Genomic DNA, 17,901 nt, shown 5'->3' on the forward strand with positions numbered 1-17,901 from the left:
GGAGCGGACCGGGACGGAGCCGCGAGTCAGCCTTTGTGCCGGGGCTTGCGGAACGGCCTGTCCTCACCGCGATCAGCGCCGCGCGAGCCGCGGTCATCACGCGGGCCGTACGACGGGCGCTCTCTGCGCTCGTAGCCGCCGCCTTCACGCGGTGCGCGCCGGCCGGCAGGACCACGATCGGGTTTGATCTCGATCAGGCGCCCTGAGATGCGCGTGTCGCGCAGTCGGTCGAGCACGCCGGGATCCAGATTGACGGGCAGCTCCACGATCGAGAAGTCGGGCTTGATCGCGATCGCACCGAAGTCGTCGCGCCCGAGTCCGCCTTCGTTCGCGAGAGCACCGACGATCTGGCGGGGTTCCACACGATGACGGCGCCCCACCTCGATACGGTAGGAGGTGTAGTCGCCGCGCCCCCTGCGCTCACGCGGTGCGCGGTCAGGACGTTCCTGACGCTCACGCGGCGGACGGTTGTCCCTCTCCACTGCGCGCGAGAGCTCGTCGCGCTCGGGATCGAGGAGCAGCGGTGTCTCGCCCTGCGCCACCACGGCCAGCGCTGCAGCGACATCGGCCTCCGGTACGTCGTTGTTGCGCACGTAATGGGCGATGATGTCGCGGAACGCCTCGATGCGACCGGTCTCCTGCAACGCCGACGTGATCGCGTCATCGAAGCGCGCGAGGCGCGTGGTGTTCACGTCCTCCGTGGTCGGAAGCTGCATCTGAGCCGGCTGCTGGCGCGTCGCCTTCTCGATGTGCTTCAGCAGGTACCGCTCCCGCGGGGTGATGAAGCTGATCGCATCGCCCGTGCGGCCCGCGCGGCCGGTGCGGCCGATGCGGTGCACGTAGGACTCGGTGTCGGTCGGGATGTCGAAGTTCACGACATGGCTGATGCGTTCCACGTCCAGTCCGCGCGCGGCGACGTCGGTGGCGACGAGGATGTCGAGTTTGCCGTCCTTGAGCTGATTCACGCTGCGCTCGCGCTGCACCTGGGGCACATCGCCGTTGATCGCGGCCGCGGAGTAGCCGCGGGCGCGGAGCTTCTCGGCCAGCGCCTCGGTCTCGTTCTTCGTCCTGACGAACACGATCATCCCGTCGAAGTTCTCGACTTCGAGGATGCGGGTCAGCGCGTCGACCTTCTGCGCGTAGGAGACGACGAGATACCGCTGGGTGATGTTGGTGTTCGTCGCCGTCTTCGACTTGACGGTGATCTCCTCCGGATCCCGCAGGTACTGCTGTGCGAGCCGACGGATCGTCGCGGGCATCGTCGCCGAGAACAGCGCGACCTGCTTCTCCTCCGGCGTCTGCGCGAGAATCTGCTCGACGTCCTCGGCGAAGCCCATCTTCAGCATCTCGTCGGCCTCGTCGAGCACCAGGTAGGTGAGCTCGGAGAGGTCGAGCGTGCCCTTCGCGAGGTGATCCATGATGCGGCCTGGCGTGCCCACGACGATGTGCACACCACGACGCAGCGCGGACAGCTGCACTCCATAGCCCTGTCCGCCGTAGACCGGCAGCACGTGTACGCCCTTCATCCGCGAGGCGTAGGACTCGAACGCCTCGCACACCTGCAGGGCGAGCTCGCGGGTCGGGGCGAGCACCAGAGCCTGCGGCGTCTTCTGCGACACGTCAAGACGCTCGAGCACGGGCAGGGCGAAAGCGGCCGTCTTACCGGTGCCGGTCTGCGCCATGCCGACCACATCGCGCCCCTGAAGCAGAGTGGGGATGGTGGCCGACTGGATCGGCGAAGGCGACTCGTAGCCCAGATCGCGGATCGCCTTGAGCACCGGCCCGGTGATGCCGAGCTCCTCGAAGCCGGGCTTCGCGTTCTCCTCAGCGCTCTCAGTCGAGGGGGAGTGGTCGGGCTCGGCAGCGGCGATATCGTCAGCAGTCACCAGCCCACGATAGTGCCTGCGCCTGTACGGACGCCGGGCGCTCAGGAGCCCGACGTCAGTGCGAGGAGCTTCTCCTTCACCTGCCGGCGCAGCACCTTGCCGATCAGCGACTTGGGCAGCTCATCCACGACGAACACTCGACGCGGCACCTTGTACGGCGTCAGGATGCCGCGAGCGTACTCCCTGATCGCCTCCACATCGACCTCGCGATCGCCGTCCACGACGACCGCGGCGACGACCTCCTCGCCGGAATGCTCGCTGGGCAGACCGACGACCGCAGCGTCCGCGACGTCGGGATGCTGTCGCAGGGCACCCTCGACCTCCGTGGGCGCGACGTTGAAGCCGCCCGTGATGATGAGTTCCTTGATGCGGTCGACGATGCGGACGAATCCTGCCTCGTCGATCGTCACGATGTCTCCGGTTCGGAACCAGCCGTCGACGAAGACGGCATCCGTCTCCTCGGGCTTGCCGTAGTAGCCGGAGAAGACCTGCGGCCCGCGCACGATCAGCTCACCCGGTGATCCGGCGGGGACATCCGTCGTCGGATTCTCCGGGTCGACGACGCGGCATTCCGTGCCGGGAAGAGGAAGGCCGACCGTGCCTGCGACGCGGTGCTCGGCGACCGGGTTCGCCATTAGCACGGGGGAGCACTCGCTCAGCCCGTATCCCTCGACGAGGAATCCGCCGGAGGCGTCCTCGAAGGGCATGACGAGGTCGTGAGAGAGGGCCATGGCGCCTGAGATGGCCACCTTCGTGCCGCGGAGCGGTACACCCTTCGCCTTCGAAGCGGCCAGCAGCCGCTCGGCGATCGGCGGCACGAGGGGCAGGAACGTCGCCGGGTGCTTCTTCGTCACTTCGAGCACGAGATCGGGATCGAACTTCGGGAAGAGCACGAGACGCGCACCCATCGACATCGCGAAGGTGAGGCAGAGCGTGAGGCCGTAGGCGTGGAACATCGGCAGGACGGCATAGACGACGCAGCCGTCACCGCGGGTTATGGACGGGACCCACGCCCTGGCCTGGGCGGCGTTCGCGAGCAGGTTGCGGTGCGTGAGCGCGGCCCCCTTAGGCGTGCCCGTCGTGCCCGAGGTGTACTGGATGATCGCAAGATCGTCGGTCTCCGGTCGCGGGTGCGACGGGGAAAGCGGAGAGGAGCCGACGACCGCGCTCCAGGAGATCGCACCACGCACCCGGGCTGTGAGCGCCTCACGCGCGTCGCGCGCCTTCGCGATCGGCAGCTTCAGCGCCAGACGGGTGTGAAACGGCATGGCCTGCGTGACGTCCACGGAGATCAGGCTGGTCACGGTGAGGTCGGCGGGGAACTCCTGCACCGTCTCGACCACCTTGGTCCACACGATCGCATGCTTCGCGCCGTGGTCCTCGAACTGCTTGCGCAGCTCGCGAGGCGTGTACAGCGGATTGTGCTCGACCACGACGGCGCCCAGACGCAGGACGGCGTAGAAGGCGATGATGTGCTGCGGACAGTTCGGCAGCACGATCGCGACCGGATCGCCGGCCTTCACTCCGAGTTCCCTCAGTCCTGCCGCGGCACGGTCGATGGCGTCCTGCAGTTCGCGGTAGGACGTCTCGCGACCGAAGAACTGCAGCGCCACAGCATCCGGGTAGTCACGGGCCGAGGCCGCCACGATATCGACGAGCGAGCCCGAGACGGGGGAGAGATCCTCGGGGACGCCCTCCGCGTAGCTGGAGGTCCACGGGCGAGGAGGAACGAACTCTGTCACGGCTCACAGCCTACGCGCGATCGCTCTTACGCCCGGTGCGGGCCCCTGCTAGGTTCAGCCGGACGGGAGGTCGACATGGGCGTCATCATCGTGGAGCAGAACATCTCCGCCGACGGGTTCGCGGCCGACTCCGAAGGGGGGATCGGCTTCTTCTGGGACGTCGACTTCGGCGACGAGTCGGATGCCGATACCGAGCAGCTGAGACGCATCGAGGCGATGGACGCGATCCTGTTCGGACGTCGGACGTACGAGATGTTCCGCGACTACTGGCCCTCGCGCACGGTGGACCAGGAACCGGTGTCGGGGCCGATGAACCGCATCCCGAAGCACGTGCTGTCCTCGACGCTCGAACACGCTCCCTGGGGCGACGGCGAGGTGCAGATTCTCCGCGGGTCGGCTGAAGCGGCCGCCGCCGACCTCCGTGAGCGATACGGATCGATCATCGTGTGGGGCAGCCTCGATCTCACTGATGCGCTGTTCCGCGTCGGCCAGGTCGACATCCTGCGTCTGCGCGTGCTGCCGGTCGTTCTCGGGCGCGGGCGATCGTTCGCACCCGATGACATCCCTCACGTTCCGATGCAGCTGGTGCTCACCGACATCGGATCCACAGGGATCGTCACCCTCGAGTACCTCGTCGGCGGGCGGGCCGCGCGCGAGTGATCTCGCCCCTCTCATAGACTGTGGTGGTGTCTGAAATCACCCCTGATCTCGTGCGCCATCTCGGCGTGCTCGCGCGCATCAAGCTCACCGACGACGAGGTGACGCAGCTGACGGGTCAGCTCGACGTCATCGTCGACAACATCGCCAAGGTGTCGGAGGTGGCCACCCCCGAGGTGCCGGCCACCAGCCACCCCATCGCGCTGGCCAACGTCTTCCGCCCGGACGAGGTGGGGCAGACCCTCTCACCCGAGCAGACACTGCAGAATGCACCGGATGCCGCCGACGGCCGCTTCCGCGTCACCGCGATCCTGGGAGAAGAGCAGTGAGGGACATCATCCGGATGACCGCGGCGGAGCTGGGAGAGAGGCTGAGCGCGGGGGAACTCTCCAGCGTCGAGGCCACCCAGGCCCATCTCGACCGCATCGCCGCCGTCGACGCCGACGTGCACGCGTTCCTGCACGTCAGCGAGCACGCTCTCGCAGCCGCCGCCGACATCGACTCCCGCCGCGCCGCGGGCGAACAGCTCGGCGCGATCGCGGGTGTGCCCCTCGCCGTCAAGGACGTGCTCGTCACGACCGATCAGCCTTCGACGAGCGGTTCGAAGATCCTCGAAGGCTACATGTCGCCGTTCGATGCGACCGTCGTCGCCCGATCGCGCGCCGCCGGCCTGATCCCGCTCGGCAAGACCAACATGGACGAGTTCGCGATGGGCTCCTCAACCGAGCACTCGGCGTACGGGCCCACCCGCAACCCGTGGGACCTCGACCGCATCCCCGGCGGCTCCGGCGGCGGATCGGCGGCAGCCGTCGCGGCCTTCGAGGCTCCGCTCGCGCTCGGCTCCGACACCGGCGGGTCGATCCGCCAGCCCGCCCACGTCACCGGGACGGTCGGCATCAAGCCGACCTACGGCGGTGTGAGCCGGTACGGCGCGATCGCGCTTGCGTCCAGCCTCGACCAGGTCGGGCCAGTCACGCGCACCGTGCTCGACGCAGGGCTGCTGCACGACGTCATCGGCGGGCACGACCCCAAGGACTCCACGTCGCTCGAGGAGCAGTGGCCGTCCTTCGCCGAGGCAGCGCGCGAGGGATCCGCCGGTCAGGTGCTCAAGGGCCTCAAGGTCGGCGTCATCAGAGAACTCCCCGACTCGGGCTTCCAGAGCGGTGTCGCCGCTTCCTTCCATGACGCGCTCCGCCTCATGGAGGCGCAGGGCGCTGAGATCGTCGAGATCTCGGCACCGCACTTCGAGTACGGCGTGGCGGCCTACTACCTGATCCTGCCGGCCGAGGCATCGAGCAACCTGGCGAAGTTCGACTCGGTCCGCTTCGGCCTGCGCGTGACTCCTGGTGGGAATCCCACGGTCGAGGACGTGATGTCGGCGACCCGTGAGGCGGGTTTCGGCCCCGAAGTCAAGAGGCGCATCATCCTCGGCACCTACGCGCTGTCGGCCGGTTACTACGACGCGTACTACGGCAGCGCGCAGAAGGTTCGCACGCTGATCCAGCGCGACTTCGACGAGGCCTTCGCACAGGTCGACGTGATCGCAACCCCGTCGGCTCCGACGACGGCGTTCCGGATCGGCGAGAAGATCGACGATCCGCTGCAGATGTACCTGAACGACCTGACGACCATCCCCGCGAACCTCGCCGGAGTGCCTGGGATCTCGATCCCCTCCGGCCTGGCCGAAGAGGACGGTCTGCCCGTCGGCATCCAGTTCCTCGCTCCCGCCCGCCAGGACGCGCGTCTGTACAAGGTCGGCGCGGCCCTGGAAGCCGTGCTGCTGGATTCATGGGGTGCGCCCCTGCTCGACAAGGCACCGATCCTGGGAGGGACGCGCTGATGGCCGCCGCCAAGCTGATGGATTACGACAAGGCGCTCGAGCTGTTCGAGCCGGTGCTCGGCTTCGAGGTGCACGTCGAGCTCAACACGCGTACGAAGATGTTCTCCGACGCGCCGAACCCGGCCAACGACGAGTATCACGGCGCCGAGCCGAACACGCTCATCGCCCCGGTCGATCTGGGGCTTCCCGGTTCGCTGCCCGTGGTCAACGCCACGGCCGTTCGATCGTCGATCAGCCTGGGCCTGGCACTCGGCTGCTCGATCGCGGAGTCCAGCCGGTTCGCCCGCAAGAACTACTTCTACCCCGATCTCGGCAAGAACTACCAGATCTCGCAGTACGACGAACCGATCGCCTTCGAAGGCTCGGTCGAGGTCGAGCTCGAGGACGGCACGCTCGTGACGATCCCGATCGAGCGGGCCCACATGGAGGAGGACGCCGGCAAGCTCACGCACATGGGCGGCGCCACCGGCCGCATCCAGGGCGCGGAGTACTCACTGGTCGACTACAACCGCGCCGGTGTGCCTCTTGTCGAGATCGTCACCAAGCCGATCTTCGGCGCGGAGCACCGTGCTCCCGAGATCGCCAAGGCGTATATCGCAGCGATCCGCGACATCGTCCGCGGGCTGGGCATCTCGGAGGCGCGGATGGAGCGCGGCAACCTGCGCTGCGACGCCAACGTGTCGCTGCGTCCCCGCGGCCAGGAGAAGCTCGGCACCAGGACCGAGACGAAGAACGTCAACTCGATGCGCTCGGTGGAGCGTGCGGTCCGCTACGAGATCCAGCGTCAGGCGCAGATCCTCGCCGACGGCGGCACGATCATCCAGGAGACCCGTCACTGGCACGAGGACACCGGCACGACGTCACCAGGTCGCCCGAAGTCGGATGCCGACGACTACCGCTACTTCCCGGAGCCGGATCTGCTGCCAGTGCGCCCGCCGCGCGAGCTGGTCGAGGAGCTCCGTGCGGCGCTTCCCGAACAGCCCGTCGCCCGCCGCCGCCGGCTGAAGGCCGAGTGGGGCTTCACCGATCTCGAATACCAGGACGTGCGCAACAGCGGGCTGGTCGATGTGGTCGAGGCGACCATCGCCGCCGGCACCACCCCCGGTGCGGCGAGGAAGTGGTGGACCGGTGAGATCGCACGCATCGCGAACACTCAGGAGCGAGAGGTCACCGCACTCGTCGCCCCCGCCGATGTCGCCGCCGTGCAGAAGCTGGTGGACGAGGGCACGCTCAACGACAAGCTCGCACGCCAGGTGCTGGAGGGTGTCATCGCGGGTGAGGGCACACCGCAGCAGGTCGTGGATGCTCGGGGACTCGCGGTGGTCTCGGATGACGGAGCGCTGATCGCCGCGATCGACGAGGCGCTGACCTCTCAGCCCGACGTGCTCGCGAAGATCAAGGACGGCAAGGTGCAGGCCGCCGGGGCGATCATCGGCGCCGTCATGAAGGCGATGAAGGGCCAGGCGGATGCCGCGCGCGTCCGCGAGCTGGTTCTGGAGCGCGCCGCGCAGTCGTGACACGTTGTACTCCGTCGGCTCCGGCGTTCGCGGGGGAGCCGACGGAGCAGTGTCCGTGCCCGCAGGGAGAATGGGCGCATGGGACGCGGTGACGGATCGGGGCGGATGGTCTCGCCCGAAGGGGCCGATGACAGCGGCACCGGCATCCTGCATGTGGACATGGACGCGTTCTACGCGTCGGTCGAGGTGCTGCACGATCCCTCCCTACGCGGCCTGCCACTGATCATCGGCGCACCGGACGGGCGTTCCGTCGTCTCCAGCGCGTCGTACGAGGCGCGTCGCTTCGGGGTACGCAGCGCCATGCCCGTGTCGCAGGCCCTGCGCCTGTGCCCGACCGCCCGCGTCGTGCCGCCCGACTTCCGGCGGTACCAGGCGGTCTCGCAGCAGGTGATGACCATCTTCGAGAGCATCACGCCGCTCGTCGAGCCGCTCTCGATCGACGAGGCCTTCCTCGATGTGCGGGGAGTGCGCCGTCTGTGGGGTAGTCCGGGAGAGATCGCGGTCCTGCTCAGGCGCCGTGTTCGCGACGAGGTCGGGATCACGTGCAGCGTGGGCGTCGCAGCGACGAAGCACGTCGCGAAGATGGCCTCGACGATCTCCAAGCCGGATGGCATGCTCATCGTCCCCGCTGCTCGGACGAGGGAGTTCCTCGATCCCCGACCGGTGAGTGCGATGTGGGGAGTGGGGCCGAAAGCGGCCGAGGCTCTGCAGAGGCGCGGTATTCGGCTCGTCAAGGATCTGCGGGAATCACCCCCGGAAGCGCTGGAGCGGGCGGTGGGGGCGGCCTTGGCGTCCCGGCTGCAGCAGCTGGCTCGCGGGCAGGACGCCCGTGCGGTCGAGACGCACCGCGCGGAGAAGAGCATCGGACACGAGGAGACGTTCGATCGCGATATCGGCGACCTCGAGCTGCTGCGCTCGGAGCTGCTCAGGCTCGCTGATCGTGTCGGCGTGCGGTTGCGATCGTCCGGCTGGCAGGCGGGGGCGGTCTCGATCAAGATCAGGTTCGCCGATTTCACCACGCTGAGCCGCACGCTCTCACTCACAGAGCCCACGGATGTCGGGCAGCGCATCGGAGACACCGCGCTGACGCTGTTCGGTCAGCTCGATCGCCGCGATCCCGTGCGACTCGTCGGTGTGCGCGCCGAGAAGCTGCGGGAGGCGGGCAGCGGCGCTCTCGCCCTGTGGGACGATGACGCCGACCGGCGGCGGCTGGAGGGCACCCTCGATGACGCGCGTGCTCGCTTCGGGGTGGGGATGGTCACCCGCGCGCGTCACATCGGCCGTGGCGACGGTCGGGGTGCGCCGCAGCGACCGAACTCCGGCGCGGAGGGAAACCAGGGACCCGTCGTCGAGTAGCGTTGAACCATGCCGAATCTCGCAGTTGAACTCGGAAAGCAATCCGCCGCATTCGGAGTGAAGAGCGCCTATGGCGAACCGTTGGACGTCGACGGCATCGGGATCACGCCGGTCGCCATCACGTGGTCGGGTTTCGGCGCGGGCAGCGACGGTGAACGCGACGGCGGGGGCGGCGGCGGCGTCGCGATACCCGTCGGGGTGTATGTCCGCCGAGAGGAGGGCCTGAGGTTCGAACCGAACTTCGTGACCCTTCTGGCGGTCGCCGTGCCCTTCGTCTGGGTCACCGGGCGCGCCCTGGTGCGCATCATCCGTGCACTCAAGAAGTAGCGATCCGTTCGACGAGCGCCTCACCGCGGCCGTCGAACGTCTCATCGCCGCGATCGTCTCGATGTCGGCGGCGAATCCTGTCGTGTTGATCGACGGCCGGAGCGGTGCGGGAAAGAGCAGCCTCGCCTCCCGGTTACGCGATGCGTGGCCCCTGAGCGGACGCGTGCAGCTCGTGGCGCTCGATGCCATCTACCCGGGGTGGGACGGATTGGAGCGAGGCGCTGAGATCGCGCGCGAGAGCATCCTCGTCCCGCACGCCAGGGGCTCGATCGGAACGTGGCACCGGTGGGACTGGAAACGTCACGAGGCGGCGGAGGCGCACGCCGTGGACCCCGCTCTCGGCCTCATCGTCGAAGGATGCGGTGCCCTCACACCGTCGTCTGCACGCCTTGCCGATGTCACCGTATGGGTCGACGGTCCGGCCGCGACGCGCAGACGTCGCGCACTGGAACGCGACGGCGACGCCTTCCGCACGCACTGGGACATGTGGGCGAGCCAAGAGGAATCCCACATCAGGGCGCACCGGCCCGAGCGCCTCGCTGACGTGCGAGTGGATGTGCCCTAGCGGGGGAGATCGTGCTCGTCCGCAGCGCGCACGAGCAGTTCCAGACGGTAGCCGAGCCAGTCGTAGACGGCGAACCGCGGATCATCCGGATCGTGATCGTCGGATCCCACGATCCCCAGTCGCGGCGCCACGACGAGCCGCATGGCGGCCAGCGTCCTCATCCAGGCATCGCACTGTTGCGGGGTCAGCACCAGCCGCTGCTCACGCAGTGCAACCTCGACAGGGTGTGCGCTGTCAGCGAGCGGCTCGAGGGTGTCCCTGACGGTGATCGCGTCGGCACGTCGCCGTTCGAGCAGAGAGTCCCTGGTCGCCTGACGGAACTGCCTCGATGCCGCCTCGTCTGCGGGGTACGCATCGGGCGTGAGACGCGCCATGCCAGGGTCGGCCGCCGATCGCGGATCGTCGAAGACGGTGACGAGCTCGTCGACGAGAGAGAGCAGATTCGTCACCTCGATCGCTGCGAGCTGGATGCTGACGTGCGCGCTCACTCGCCCGCACTCCTGACCGTCGCCCACAGTCCGTAGTCGTGCATCGCCTGCGCGTGCGCCTCCATCGTCTCGCGGGGGCCCGTCGCGACCACCGCGTGACCCTCGTTGTGCACGGAGAGCATGAGTCTGGTGGCGTGTTCCTCGCTGTATCCGAAGTAGCGGCGGAACACCCGCACGACGTAGCTCATGAGATTGACCGGGTCATCCCAGACGACCAGCTGCCATGGCAGCAGCGGCGCAGCGGTCAGCTGCTCGTCCAGCGCGGGGACGGATGCGGGTGAGCTCATGCCCACCCCAGCTCATGCAGCTGATCGTCGTCGAGTCCGAAGAAGTGCGCGATCTCATGCACGAGGGTCGTGTGCACTTCGCCTCGCAGCTCCTCCTCGCTCTCGCTCGCTGCGAGATGCGCGTGGCGGTAGATGATGATGCGATCGGGCAGCTCGCCCATCCCGTACTGCCCGCGCTCGGTGAGTGCGAGGCCCTCGTAGAGTCCGAAGAGGTCCTCGCCGTTCTCCGGGCGGTCCTCGACCACGAAGACGACGTTCTCCAGTCCCGCGACCATCTCGTCCGGCAGGCGGTCCAGTTCGTCCACCACGAGGGCCTCGAATGCCTCCGCATCCATCTGCATCCCTCGGGGCAGCTCCCGCTCCATATGCACCCGCCTGCCGTGACGCGACAGGTCCAGTCGGATCTCAGCGGCCAGGAGCGATCGATGGAAATCGTCATCGGGATCGGGCTTCTCTCTGAACCCCGCTGAGGCGTAGAACGGTCCGTTCCACGGCACGTCGGCGTAGGTGCGCAGCGTCATCCTGGTCGCGCCTCGATCCGCCGCTTCATCGAGCGAGGCGGCGAGCAGCGCACGACCGTGTCCCTGCCCTGCATGCTCGGGCCGCACCGAGAGCTGCTCGAGATGCGCGGTGGCCTCGTGCTCGATGACGTGCGCGAATCCGACCGCCGGGCCCGCATCGGATTCGGCGACGACGAGGATGAACCCGGGATCGTTCAGCCTCTCCCGGCCGGAGGGCGCTGATCCCCAGTCGACTGTGCCGAACAGCGGGCCGAACACCGTGTCCGCAGCGGCCTCGATGCCGGCGAGGAGATCCAGGTCGGTGTCGTTGGCGGGACGGACGTGGGAGGGCATGTATCGATGCTATCGATGCGTGTGGCGGTCGGGGCGAGCTGCTGCCGTCAGGGGAACGGGCTGCGACGCCGAACGGCAGAGGAGCCCGGCGGTCACAGACCACCGGGCTCCTCTATCTGGGTGAGTAACGGGGCTTGAACCCGCGACCCCCGCGACCACAACGCGGTGCTCTACCAGCTGAGCTATACCCACCATGTTCCCGCCGGAACGGGCAACCCCACAAGTGTATTACATGTTCGCGGTGAACTCCGACACGACGCGGTCGGCGATGTCGCGTGCCTCATCTGAGGAGGGGCCGGGGTCGTTCACGAAGACGGCCTCGCGATAGTAGCGCAGCTCCCGGATCGACTCGAGGATGTCGGCGAGAGCCCTGTGCCCACCGTCCTTCGCGGGGGCCTGGAAGAAAACCCGGGGGTACCAGCGACGGGAGAGTTCCTTGATGCTCGAGACGTCGACGTTGCGGTAGTGCAGATACTGGTCGACCGACGGCATGTACTTCGCGAGGAACATGCGATCGGTCCCGATCGTGTTGCCAGCCAGGGGCGCCTTGCGCTCGAGCGGAACGAACCGCTTGATGTAGGCGAGAGTCTGCGCTTCGGCGTCTGCCAGGGACACTCCGTGCGGGATCTCCTCGATCAGCCCTGACGTGCGGTGCATCTGGGTGACGAACTCGTTCATGTTCGCCAGGGCTTCCGCACCGGGCTTGATGACGATCTGGAACCCGGGGTCGATCGGGCGCAGTTCGAAATCGGTGATGACGACGGCGATCTCGACGAGCTCATCGACGGCGAGGTCGAGGCCGGTCATCTCGCAGTCGATCCAGACGAGCCGGTCGTTCTCAGAGGCGGAAACCATGGGGTCGATCCTATCGGTGGGGCTGCTCGCGGTATTCTTGAAGGGTCGCCTCCTTAGCTCAGAGGAAGAGCATCGGCTTTCTAATCCGTTGGTCGCAGGTTCGAATCCTGCAGGGGGCACCACGGGGATCAGTGGCGCAGTGCGGCCACCGCGTCATCGGCGTCCCAGAACTCGCCTACCAGACGGAAGGCGCCGGAAGGCAGGTGCAGGCGTTCGGCCCGGTACCGGATGCCCAGCGGGTCGGCGATCACACGGAGATGGCCCCGGATGCTGCCGTGCGAGTCGATGACGCGCCAGAGGTGTTCACCGGCCCGATCGAGATGCTCGGCGCGTGACCGCAGCACCGGCGTGCACCACGGCATCGATGGGAGGGTCTCGGTCAGTGTGCGCATGGTGGCTCCTTCCTGCTTCGAAGATACGGACGACCACCGACATCGCCTGCCCGTCGGCCGACCGTAGACTCGGAGGCATGCCCGCACCGTCCCCGTACGCCGCCCGCCTCGGCGAGATCCCGGTCGTCCGTCGTGAAGTGCGGGTCGCCGGCGGTAGCACGGCGTATTGGATCTATGGGCCTGCGACCGATGACGCACCGACGATCGTCGCCGTGCACGGCTTCCGCGGTGAGCACCACGGTCTCGAGCCGGTCATCGCCTACCTTCCCGGCGTACGGGTGATCTCACCCGATCTGCCTGGCTTCGGCGAGACGCCGCCTGTGCCGGGTCGCGTGCATGACCTCGAGCTGTACGCCGCCTGGTTGACGGAGTTCGTGCGGGTGGTCGCGCCCGGCGCGGCCGTTCTCGGGCACTCGTTCGGGTCGATCGTGGCGTCAGCCGCGGTCGCGGCCGGTCTCGAGACACCCCGGCTCGTGCTCGTCAATCCGATCGGCGCACCGGCACTGCAGGGACCGAAGGGCGTGCTCACCCGCCTGGCCGTGCTCTACTACACGCTCGGAGCCCGCCTGCCCGAGCGGATCGGAACCGCACTGCTGCGGCATCCGCTCATCGTGCGGGTCATGAGCATCGCGATGGCCAAGACCCGGGACCCTGCGCTGCGGCGCTTCATCCACGACCAGCACGACACGTACTTCTCGCGGTTCGCCGATCGCGACGTGCTGCACGACGCCTTCGTCACGAGCGTGTCGCACGACGTGCGTGCGTTCGCGGGGGATATTCGCGTGCCGACGCTGCTGGTGGCGGCGCAGCGCGACGACATCACTCCCATCGAAGCGGAGCGCGCCCTCGCGAGGCTGTTCCCCGAGGCCGAGCTCGTCGAGATCGCCGACGTCGGGCACCTGATCCACTACGAGACGCCGGCCGAGGCTGCCGGCGCGATCCGCCGGTTCCTCAGGCTTCCCGTCGCGCCAGACCGATGAGCCCTGCGACCCGGAACGGGATCACCTCGCCCATCGCCAGCGACGTCTCGGTCCGCTCGACCCCGTCGATGGACAGGATGCGGGCATCCGTGTCGAAGAGATGACGAGCGTCGCGGCACGCCACGCGAGCGAGCAGGTCGATCGAGCCGCTCAGGCCGTGCGCCTGCACGACCTCGGGAACGCGCGCCAGCTCGGCGATGATGCGCGGCAGCTCGGTCTGTCGCAGGCCGATGCTGATGAACGCCTGCAGCGGGAAGCCGAGAACCTCGGTGGAGAACGCTCGCTCGTAGGACTGGAAGACACCGGTCTGCTCCAGGCGGGACATCCTCGCCTGGATCGTGTTGCGCGAGAGACGCAACCGCTCGGCCAGCGCGACCACCGTCGTGCGCGGATCCTCTGACAGGGCGGTGAGCAGTTCGAGATCGATTCGGTCCAGCGTGGGCATAGTGCCACACGTTAGCAGGGCTGCATGGAGTCCATCTGGGCAACATGCTCAGCGATCCCGATGATGCTTGAGCGAGGTGTCAGGCCGACGTACCCTTCAGATAAGCCGACGCAGCTGTCGGAAGCCGTGTACGCCCCACGAAGGCCATCACGTCAGGAGGACGCAGATGTCACCGAACACCACACCGATCGTCGACACCGAGAACGATCTGGAACCCGCCGAGCGCATCATCGCTCCAGACGGTTCCCGCCAGCCGAATCCGCAGCTGGACAGGTACATCGCAGACGTCGACCTGCAGCTGCTGCGTGATCTTCATCGCGACATGACGGTGCTGCGCCGCATCGACGCCGAGGGAGTGGCGCTGCAGCGCCAGGGTCAGCTCGGCCTCTGGGCGCCGTGCAACGGCCAGGAGGCCGCGCAGATCGGAACCGCGCGGGCTCTCTCGCCGCAGGACTTCGTCTTCCCCAGCTATCGCGAGACCGGCGTGATGCACGTGCGCGGGGCGCAGCCCGGCGACTACGTGCGCATGTGGCGCGGCGAGGACGGCGCCGCCTACGATCCTGCGGCCCTGCGCATGGCGCCTCTGCAGATCATCATCGGTGCCCAGTCGTTGCACGCTGTCGGCTACGCGATGGGCATCCAGCACGACGGCGCCGATGAGGTCGCGGTGACCTACTTCGGCGACGGCGCGACCAGCCAGGGTGACGTCAACGAGGCGATGGTGTTCGCCTCCTCCTACCGTGCGCCTGTCGTGTTCGTCTGCCAGAACAACCACTGGGCGATCTCCGAGCCCGTCGGCCTGCAGTCGCAGTACCCCCTGGCGGGACGTGCTCCCGGTTTCGGCATCCCCAGCATGCGCGTCGACGGCAACGACGTCGTCGCCTGCCTCGCGGCCATGCGGTGGGCGCTAGAGCACGCCCGCTCCGGCAAGGGTCCGGCATATCTGGAGCTCGTCACCTACCGCATGGGTCCCCACACGACGGCTGACGACCCGAAGCGCTATCGGGACGAAGCCGAGCTCGAGCAGTGGCGCCGCCGCGATCCGATCGCCCGGCTGGAGGCGCATCTGCGCGCGGGGGGTGCGCTGACAGACGAGCATCTCGCTTCCGTGCAGGCGGAGGCGGACACCGTCGCGCGAGAGATGCGCGCCGCCTGCCTCGGCATGACCACGCGCCCCGCACTCGCCGTCTTCGACGGCGTGTACGCCGAGCCGCACTCAGGACTCGAGCGGCAGCGCGACGAGTTCCGGGCGTACCTCTCGACGTTCGAGGAGGCGTGAGATGGCTGTGATGACCCTCGGCAAGGCGCTGAACGCCGGCCTTCGTCAGGCCATGCGTGACGACGACAAGGTCGTCCTGCTCGGTGAGGACATCGGCACCCTGGGCGGCGTGTTCCGCATCACCGACGGTCTGAAGGACGAGTTCGGTGCGCAGCGGGTGATCGACACACCGCTCGCGGAATCCGGCATCGTCGGCACCGCCGTCGGTCTTGCATTCCGCGGCTACCGGCCCGTGATCGAGATCCAGTTCGACGGCTTCATCTACCCCGCCTTCGACCAGATCGTGTCGCAGGTCGCGAAGCTGCACTATCGCACCCAGGGAAGGGTGAAGATGCCGATCACCATCCGCGTGCCCTGGGCGGGCGGCATCGGTGCGGCCGAGCACCATTCGGAGTCGCCCGAGGCCTACTTCGTTCACACCGCAGGCCTTCGCGTGGTCGCGGTGTCGAATCCTGAGGATGCGTACCGCTGTCTGCGCCAGGCGATCGCCAGCGATGACCCGGTGATCTTCTTCGAACCGAAGCGGCTCTACCATCACAAGGGCGAGGTCGACCTCGAGGCTCCGCTGGCGGACGCGGCGCCGATGGGTCTCGCCCGCGTGGTGCGCGAGGGGACCGACGCCACGCTGATCACCTACGGCGCGATGGTCACCACGGCGTTGGACGCGGCAGAGGCCGCGGCGGACGAAGGAGTATCGCTCGAGGTGATCGACCTTCGCGCCCTCTCACCGGTCGACTACGACACCGTGGCGGCGGCGGTACGTCGAACGGGCCGCGTCGTCGTCGCGCACGAGGGGTCCCGGGAGGCAGGGGTCGCCGCCGAGGTGATCGCCAGCATCACAGAGCGCTGCTTCGAGTACCTCGAGGCCCCGCCGGTGCGGGTTACCGGACACGACATCCCTTACCCGCCGGCGAAGCTCGAGCGGTACCACCTGCCCGATCTGGACCGCCTCCTCGACGCCGTCGATCGCGTGTTGGATCGTCCGAACAGTCTCAGCGAGGCCTCGCAGACGACGGGAGCGCACCGATGATCGCGGAGTTCCGGCTTCCTGACCTCGGAGAGGGCCTCACAGAGGCGGAGGTCGTGCAGTGGCTGGTCGAGCCGGGCGACAGCGTCACGCTGAACCAGACCCTCGCCGAAGTCGAGACCGCCAAGGCCGTCGTGGAGCTGCCGTCCCCATACGAGGGCACGGTCGCATCGCTGCACGCCGAGGCGGGACAGACGGTCGCCGTCGGCTCCCCGCTGATCGCGTTCGATGTCGCGGGCTCCGAACCCGCCGACGAATCCACAGCGCAGCCGACCGGTGAACAGGCCGAGGAGAAGGCGCAGCCCAACCTCGTCGGCTACGGCGCGGCGCCCGCGGCCGGAGGCCGCCCGGCGCGTCGTGCGAGACGAGGTGCCACGACATCGGCCGCACCCGCGCAAGTCGATGCCGCCGTGCTGGAGGCAGCGCCGCACGATGTTCTGCCGCCTGCTGCCGCGGAGCCGGCCGTCGGCGAGCGTCCGCGCTCGACACCCCCGGTGCGTGCGTACGCGAAGCGCCTCGGTGTGGATCTCGTCCTCGTCGCCGCGGAGGTCGGCGACCGGGTCATCACCCGTCAGGACGTCGACGCCTACGCGCAGCGCATCGGAGCCGCCTCCTCGGATGCCCCTGTCGCATCCGGCGAGGCCGGGATCGCTGACTCGGGCCCCACCGTCGCGGATGATCGCCGGCAGACCCGGATCCCGATCCGCGGGGTGCGCAAGCACACCGCTCAGGCGATGGTGCAGAGCGCCTTCACCGCACCGCACGTCACCACCTTCCACACGGTGGACGTGACCTCGACGATGGAGCTGATCGAGCAGCTTCGCGCCGATCGATCCCTCGCGGAGCACCGCATCGGCCCGCTCGTGCTGATCGCGAAGGCCGTGTGCCTGGCACTCGGGCGCAGCCCTTCGCTCAACTCCCACTGGGATGAGGCCGCGGGTGAGATCGTGCAGAATCACTACGTCGACCTCGGCATCGCCGCGGCGACCGATCGCGGGCTGATCGTTCCGAACATCCGCAACGCCGAGAAGATGTCGCTCACCGGTCTCGCCGGTGCCCTGCAGCAGCTGACGACGACGGCCAGGGCGGGGAAGACCAGCCCTGCCGAACTCGCCGGCGGCACGTTCGCGATCACCAACATCGGAGTGTTCGGCATCGATGCCGGTACGCCGATCCTGCCTCCGGGCCAGTCCGGCATCCTCGCCGTCGGGGCAGTCCGGCGTCAGCCATGGGAGCATCGCGGGGAGATCGCGCTGCGTCAGGTGATGACGCTGAGCCTGTCGTTCGACCATCGTCTCGTCGACGGAGCGGAGGGCGCGCGGTTCCTGAAGGACGTCGCCGACATTCTGGAACAGCCGGGCAGGGCCATGCTGTTCTGATCTCGGCTGCGGGGCGGCGCGTTCT

General features: G+C 68.1%; 19 protein-coding genes, 2 tRNA genes and 1 pseudogene. 12 read left to right on the forward strand and 10 right to left on the reverse strand.

The genetic code is table 11. The annotated features are described in order from the left end of the window. Nucleotides 1–26: 26 nt before the first annotated feature. Both RIN43_RS12015 and RIN43_RS12020 read right to left on the reverse strand, forming a co-directional pair. The gene (locus tag RIN43_RS12015; protein WP_375163744.1) at nt 27–1,886 is read right to left on the reverse strand and encodes a DEAD/DEAH box helicase; all 1,860 of its coding nucleotides are present in this window, start codon (nt 1,884–1,886) and stop codon (nt 27–29) included. 41 nt (nt 1,887–1,927) lie between these two features. Further along, on the reverse strand, nt 1,928–3,628 hold the full coding sequence (locus RIN43_RS12020; RefSeq protein ID WP_309129169.1) for a long-chain-fatty-acid--CoA ligase: 1,701 nt from the start codon (nt 3,626–3,628) through the stop codon (nt 1,928–1,930). 75 nt (nt 3,629–3,703) lie between these two features. Between RIN43_RS12020 and RIN43_RS12025 the strand changes: the two genes are divergently transcribed. From RIN43_RS12025 to RIN43_RS12055, 7 genes are all read left to right on the forward strand, one after another. Then, nucleotides 3,704–4,288, forward strand: a complete 585-nt coding sequence (locus RIN43_RS12025) for a dihydrofolate reductase family protein (protein ID WP_309129170.1) — start codon at nt 3,704–3,706, stop codon at nt 4,286–4,288. Nucleotides 4,289–4,314: 26 nt separating this feature from the next. Then, a complete protein-coding gene (gene gatC / locus RIN43_RS12030) occupies nt 4,315–4,614 on the forward strand; it encodes an Asp-tRNA(Asn)/Glu-tRNA(Gln) amidotransferase subunit GatC (RefSeq protein ID WP_309129171.1) in 300 nt (99 codons plus the stop codon). 14 nt (nt 4,615–4,628) lie between these two features. Next, a complete protein-coding gene (gene gatA / locus RIN43_RS12035; protein ID WP_375163746.1) occupies nt 4,629–6,125 on the forward strand; it encodes an Asp-tRNA(Asn)/Glu-tRNA(Gln) amidotransferase subunit GatA in 1,497 nt (498 codons plus the stop codon). Continuing rightward, a complete protein-coding gene (gene gatB / locus RIN43_RS12040) occupies nt 6,125–7,642 on the forward strand; it encodes an Asp-tRNA(Asn)/Glu-tRNA(Gln) amidotransferase subunit GatB (protein WP_309129173.1) in 1,518 nt (505 codons plus the stop codon). Before gatA ends, gatB begins: the two co-directional genes overlap by 1 nt. A gap of 78 nt (nt 7,643–7,720) precedes the next feature. Further along, complete coding sequence (gene dinB / locus RIN43_RS12045; protein WP_309129174.1) at nt 7,721–8,998, forward strand: DNA polymerase IV; 1,278 nt, start codon at nt 7,721–7,723, stop codon at nt 8,996–8,998. Nucleotides 8,999–9,007: 9 nt separating this feature from the next. Further along, nucleotides 9,008–9,325, forward strand: a complete 318-nt coding sequence (locus RIN43_RS12050) for a hypothetical protein (protein WP_309129175.1) — start codon at nt 9,008–9,010, stop codon at nt 9,323–9,325. Next, nucleotides 9,309–9,890, forward strand: coding sequence for a hypothetical protein (locus RIN43_RS12055; protein WP_309129176.1), 582 nt, complete (start codon nt 9,309–9,311; stop codon nt 9,888–9,890). Before RIN43_RS12050 ends, RIN43_RS12055 begins: the two co-directional genes overlap by 17 nt. On the opposite strand, the gene RIN43_RS12060 is transcribed toward RIN43_RS12055, so the two are convergent. The 6 genes and pseudogenes from RIN43_RS12060 to orn all read right to left on the reverse strand — a co-directional run bounded on the left by RIN43_RS12060 (nt 9,887) and on the right by orn (nt 12,374). Further along, on the reverse strand, nt 9,887–10,378 hold the full coding sequence (locus RIN43_RS12060; RefSeq protein ID WP_309129177.1) for a DUF2017 family protein: 492 nt from the start codon (nt 10,376–10,378) through the stop codon (nt 9,887–9,889). The genes RIN43_RS12055 and RIN43_RS12060 overlap by 4 nt on opposite strands. Next, complete coding sequence (gene clpS, locus RIN43_RS12065) at nt 10,375–10,665, reverse strand: ATP-dependent Clp protease adapter ClpS (RefSeq protein WP_309129178.1); 291 nt, start codon at nt 10,663–10,665, stop codon at nt 10,375–10,377. The genes RIN43_RS12060 and clpS overlap by 4 nt, the downstream gene beginning before the upstream one ends. Beyond that, nucleotides 10,662–11,006 carry a metallopeptidase family protein gene (locus RIN43_RS12070; RefSeq protein ID WP_309129287.1) on the reverse strand — a complete coding sequence of 115 codons (345 nt, stop codon included), beginning with the start codon at nt 11,004–11,006 and terminating at the stop codon, nt 10,662–10,664. Before RIN43_RS12070 ends, clpS begins: the two co-directional genes overlap by 4 nt. A gap of 120 nt (nt 11,007–11,126) precedes the next feature. Then, nucleotides 11,127–11,519, reverse strand: a pseudogene (locus tag RIN43_RS12075) (GNAT family N-acetyltransferase); the annotation flags it as partial. Between the two features lie 119 nt (nt 11,520–11,638). Beyond that, nucleotides 11,639–11,711, reverse strand: a tRNA-His gene (locus RIN43_RS12080). Between the two features lie 36 nt (nt 11,712–11,747). Next, nucleotides 11,748–12,374, reverse strand: coding sequence for an oligoribonuclease (gene orn, locus RIN43_RS12085; protein WP_309129179.1), 627 nt, complete (start codon nt 12,372–12,374; stop codon nt 11,748–11,750). 47 nt (nt 12,375–12,421) lie between these two features. On the opposite strand from orn, the gene RIN43_RS12090 reads away from it, so the two are divergent. Next, a tRNA-Arg gene (locus RIN43_RS12090) sits at nt 12,422–12,496 on the forward strand. A gap of 6 nt (nt 12,497–12,502) precedes the next feature. Here the strand turns inward: RIN43_RS12090 and RIN43_RS12095 are convergent. Beyond that, on the reverse strand, nt 12,503–12,766 hold the full coding sequence (locus tag RIN43_RS12095; RefSeq protein ID WP_309129180.1) for a hypothetical protein: 264 nt from the start codon (nt 12,764–12,766) through the stop codon (nt 12,503–12,505). A gap of 77 nt (nt 12,767–12,843) precedes the next feature. On the opposite strand from RIN43_RS12095, the gene RIN43_RS12100 reads away from it, so the two are divergent. Beyond that, the gene (locus RIN43_RS12100) at nt 12,844–13,746 is read left to right on the forward strand and encodes an alpha/beta hydrolase (protein WP_309129181.1); all 903 of its coding nucleotides are present in this window, start codon (nt 12,844–12,846) and stop codon (nt 13,744–13,746) included. Here RIN43_RS12100 and RIN43_RS12105 read toward each other — a convergent pair. Then, nucleotides 13,718–14,191: an Lrp/AsnC family transcriptional regulator gene (locus RIN43_RS12105; protein ID WP_309129182.1), complete on the reverse strand. Its 474-nt coding sequence runs from the start codon at nt 14,189–14,191 to the stop codon at nt 13,718–13,720. The genes RIN43_RS12100 and RIN43_RS12105 overlap by 29 nt on opposite strands. A gap of 166 nt (nt 14,192–14,357) precedes the next feature. Here RIN43_RS12105 and pdhA point away from each other — a divergent pair, with 166 nt between their 5' ends. From pdhA to RIN43_RS12120, 3 genes are read left to right on the forward strand one after another with little or no spacing between them, the layout of a single operon-like run. After that, nucleotides 14,358–15,470: a pyruvate dehydrogenase (acetyl-transferring) E1 component subunit alpha gene (pdhA, locus tag RIN43_RS12110; protein WP_309129183.1), complete on the forward strand. Its 1,113-nt coding sequence runs from the start codon at nt 14,358–14,360 to the stop codon at nt 15,468–15,470. A 1-nt stretch (nt 15,471) separates the two neighbouring features. Continuing rightward, nucleotides 15,472–16,500 carry an alpha-ketoacid dehydrogenase subunit beta gene (locus tag RIN43_RS12115; protein ID WP_309129184.1) on the forward strand — a complete coding sequence of 343 codons (1,029 nt, stop codon included), beginning with the start codon at nt 15,472–15,474 and terminating at the stop codon, nt 16,498–16,500. Beyond that, nucleotides 16,497–17,876: a dihydrolipoamide acetyltransferase family protein gene (locus RIN43_RS12120; RefSeq protein ID WP_309129185.1), complete on the forward strand. Its 1,380-nt coding sequence runs from the start codon at nt 16,497–16,499 to the stop codon at nt 17,874–17,876. Before RIN43_RS12115 ends, RIN43_RS12120 begins: the two co-directional genes overlap by 4 nt. Nucleotides 17,877–17,901: the final 25 nt, after the last annotated feature.

This window comes from Microbacterium sp. (assembly GCF_031178445.1).
Classification (GTDB): Bacteria; Actinomycetota; Actinomycetes; order Actinomycetales; family Microbacteriaceae; genus Microbacterium.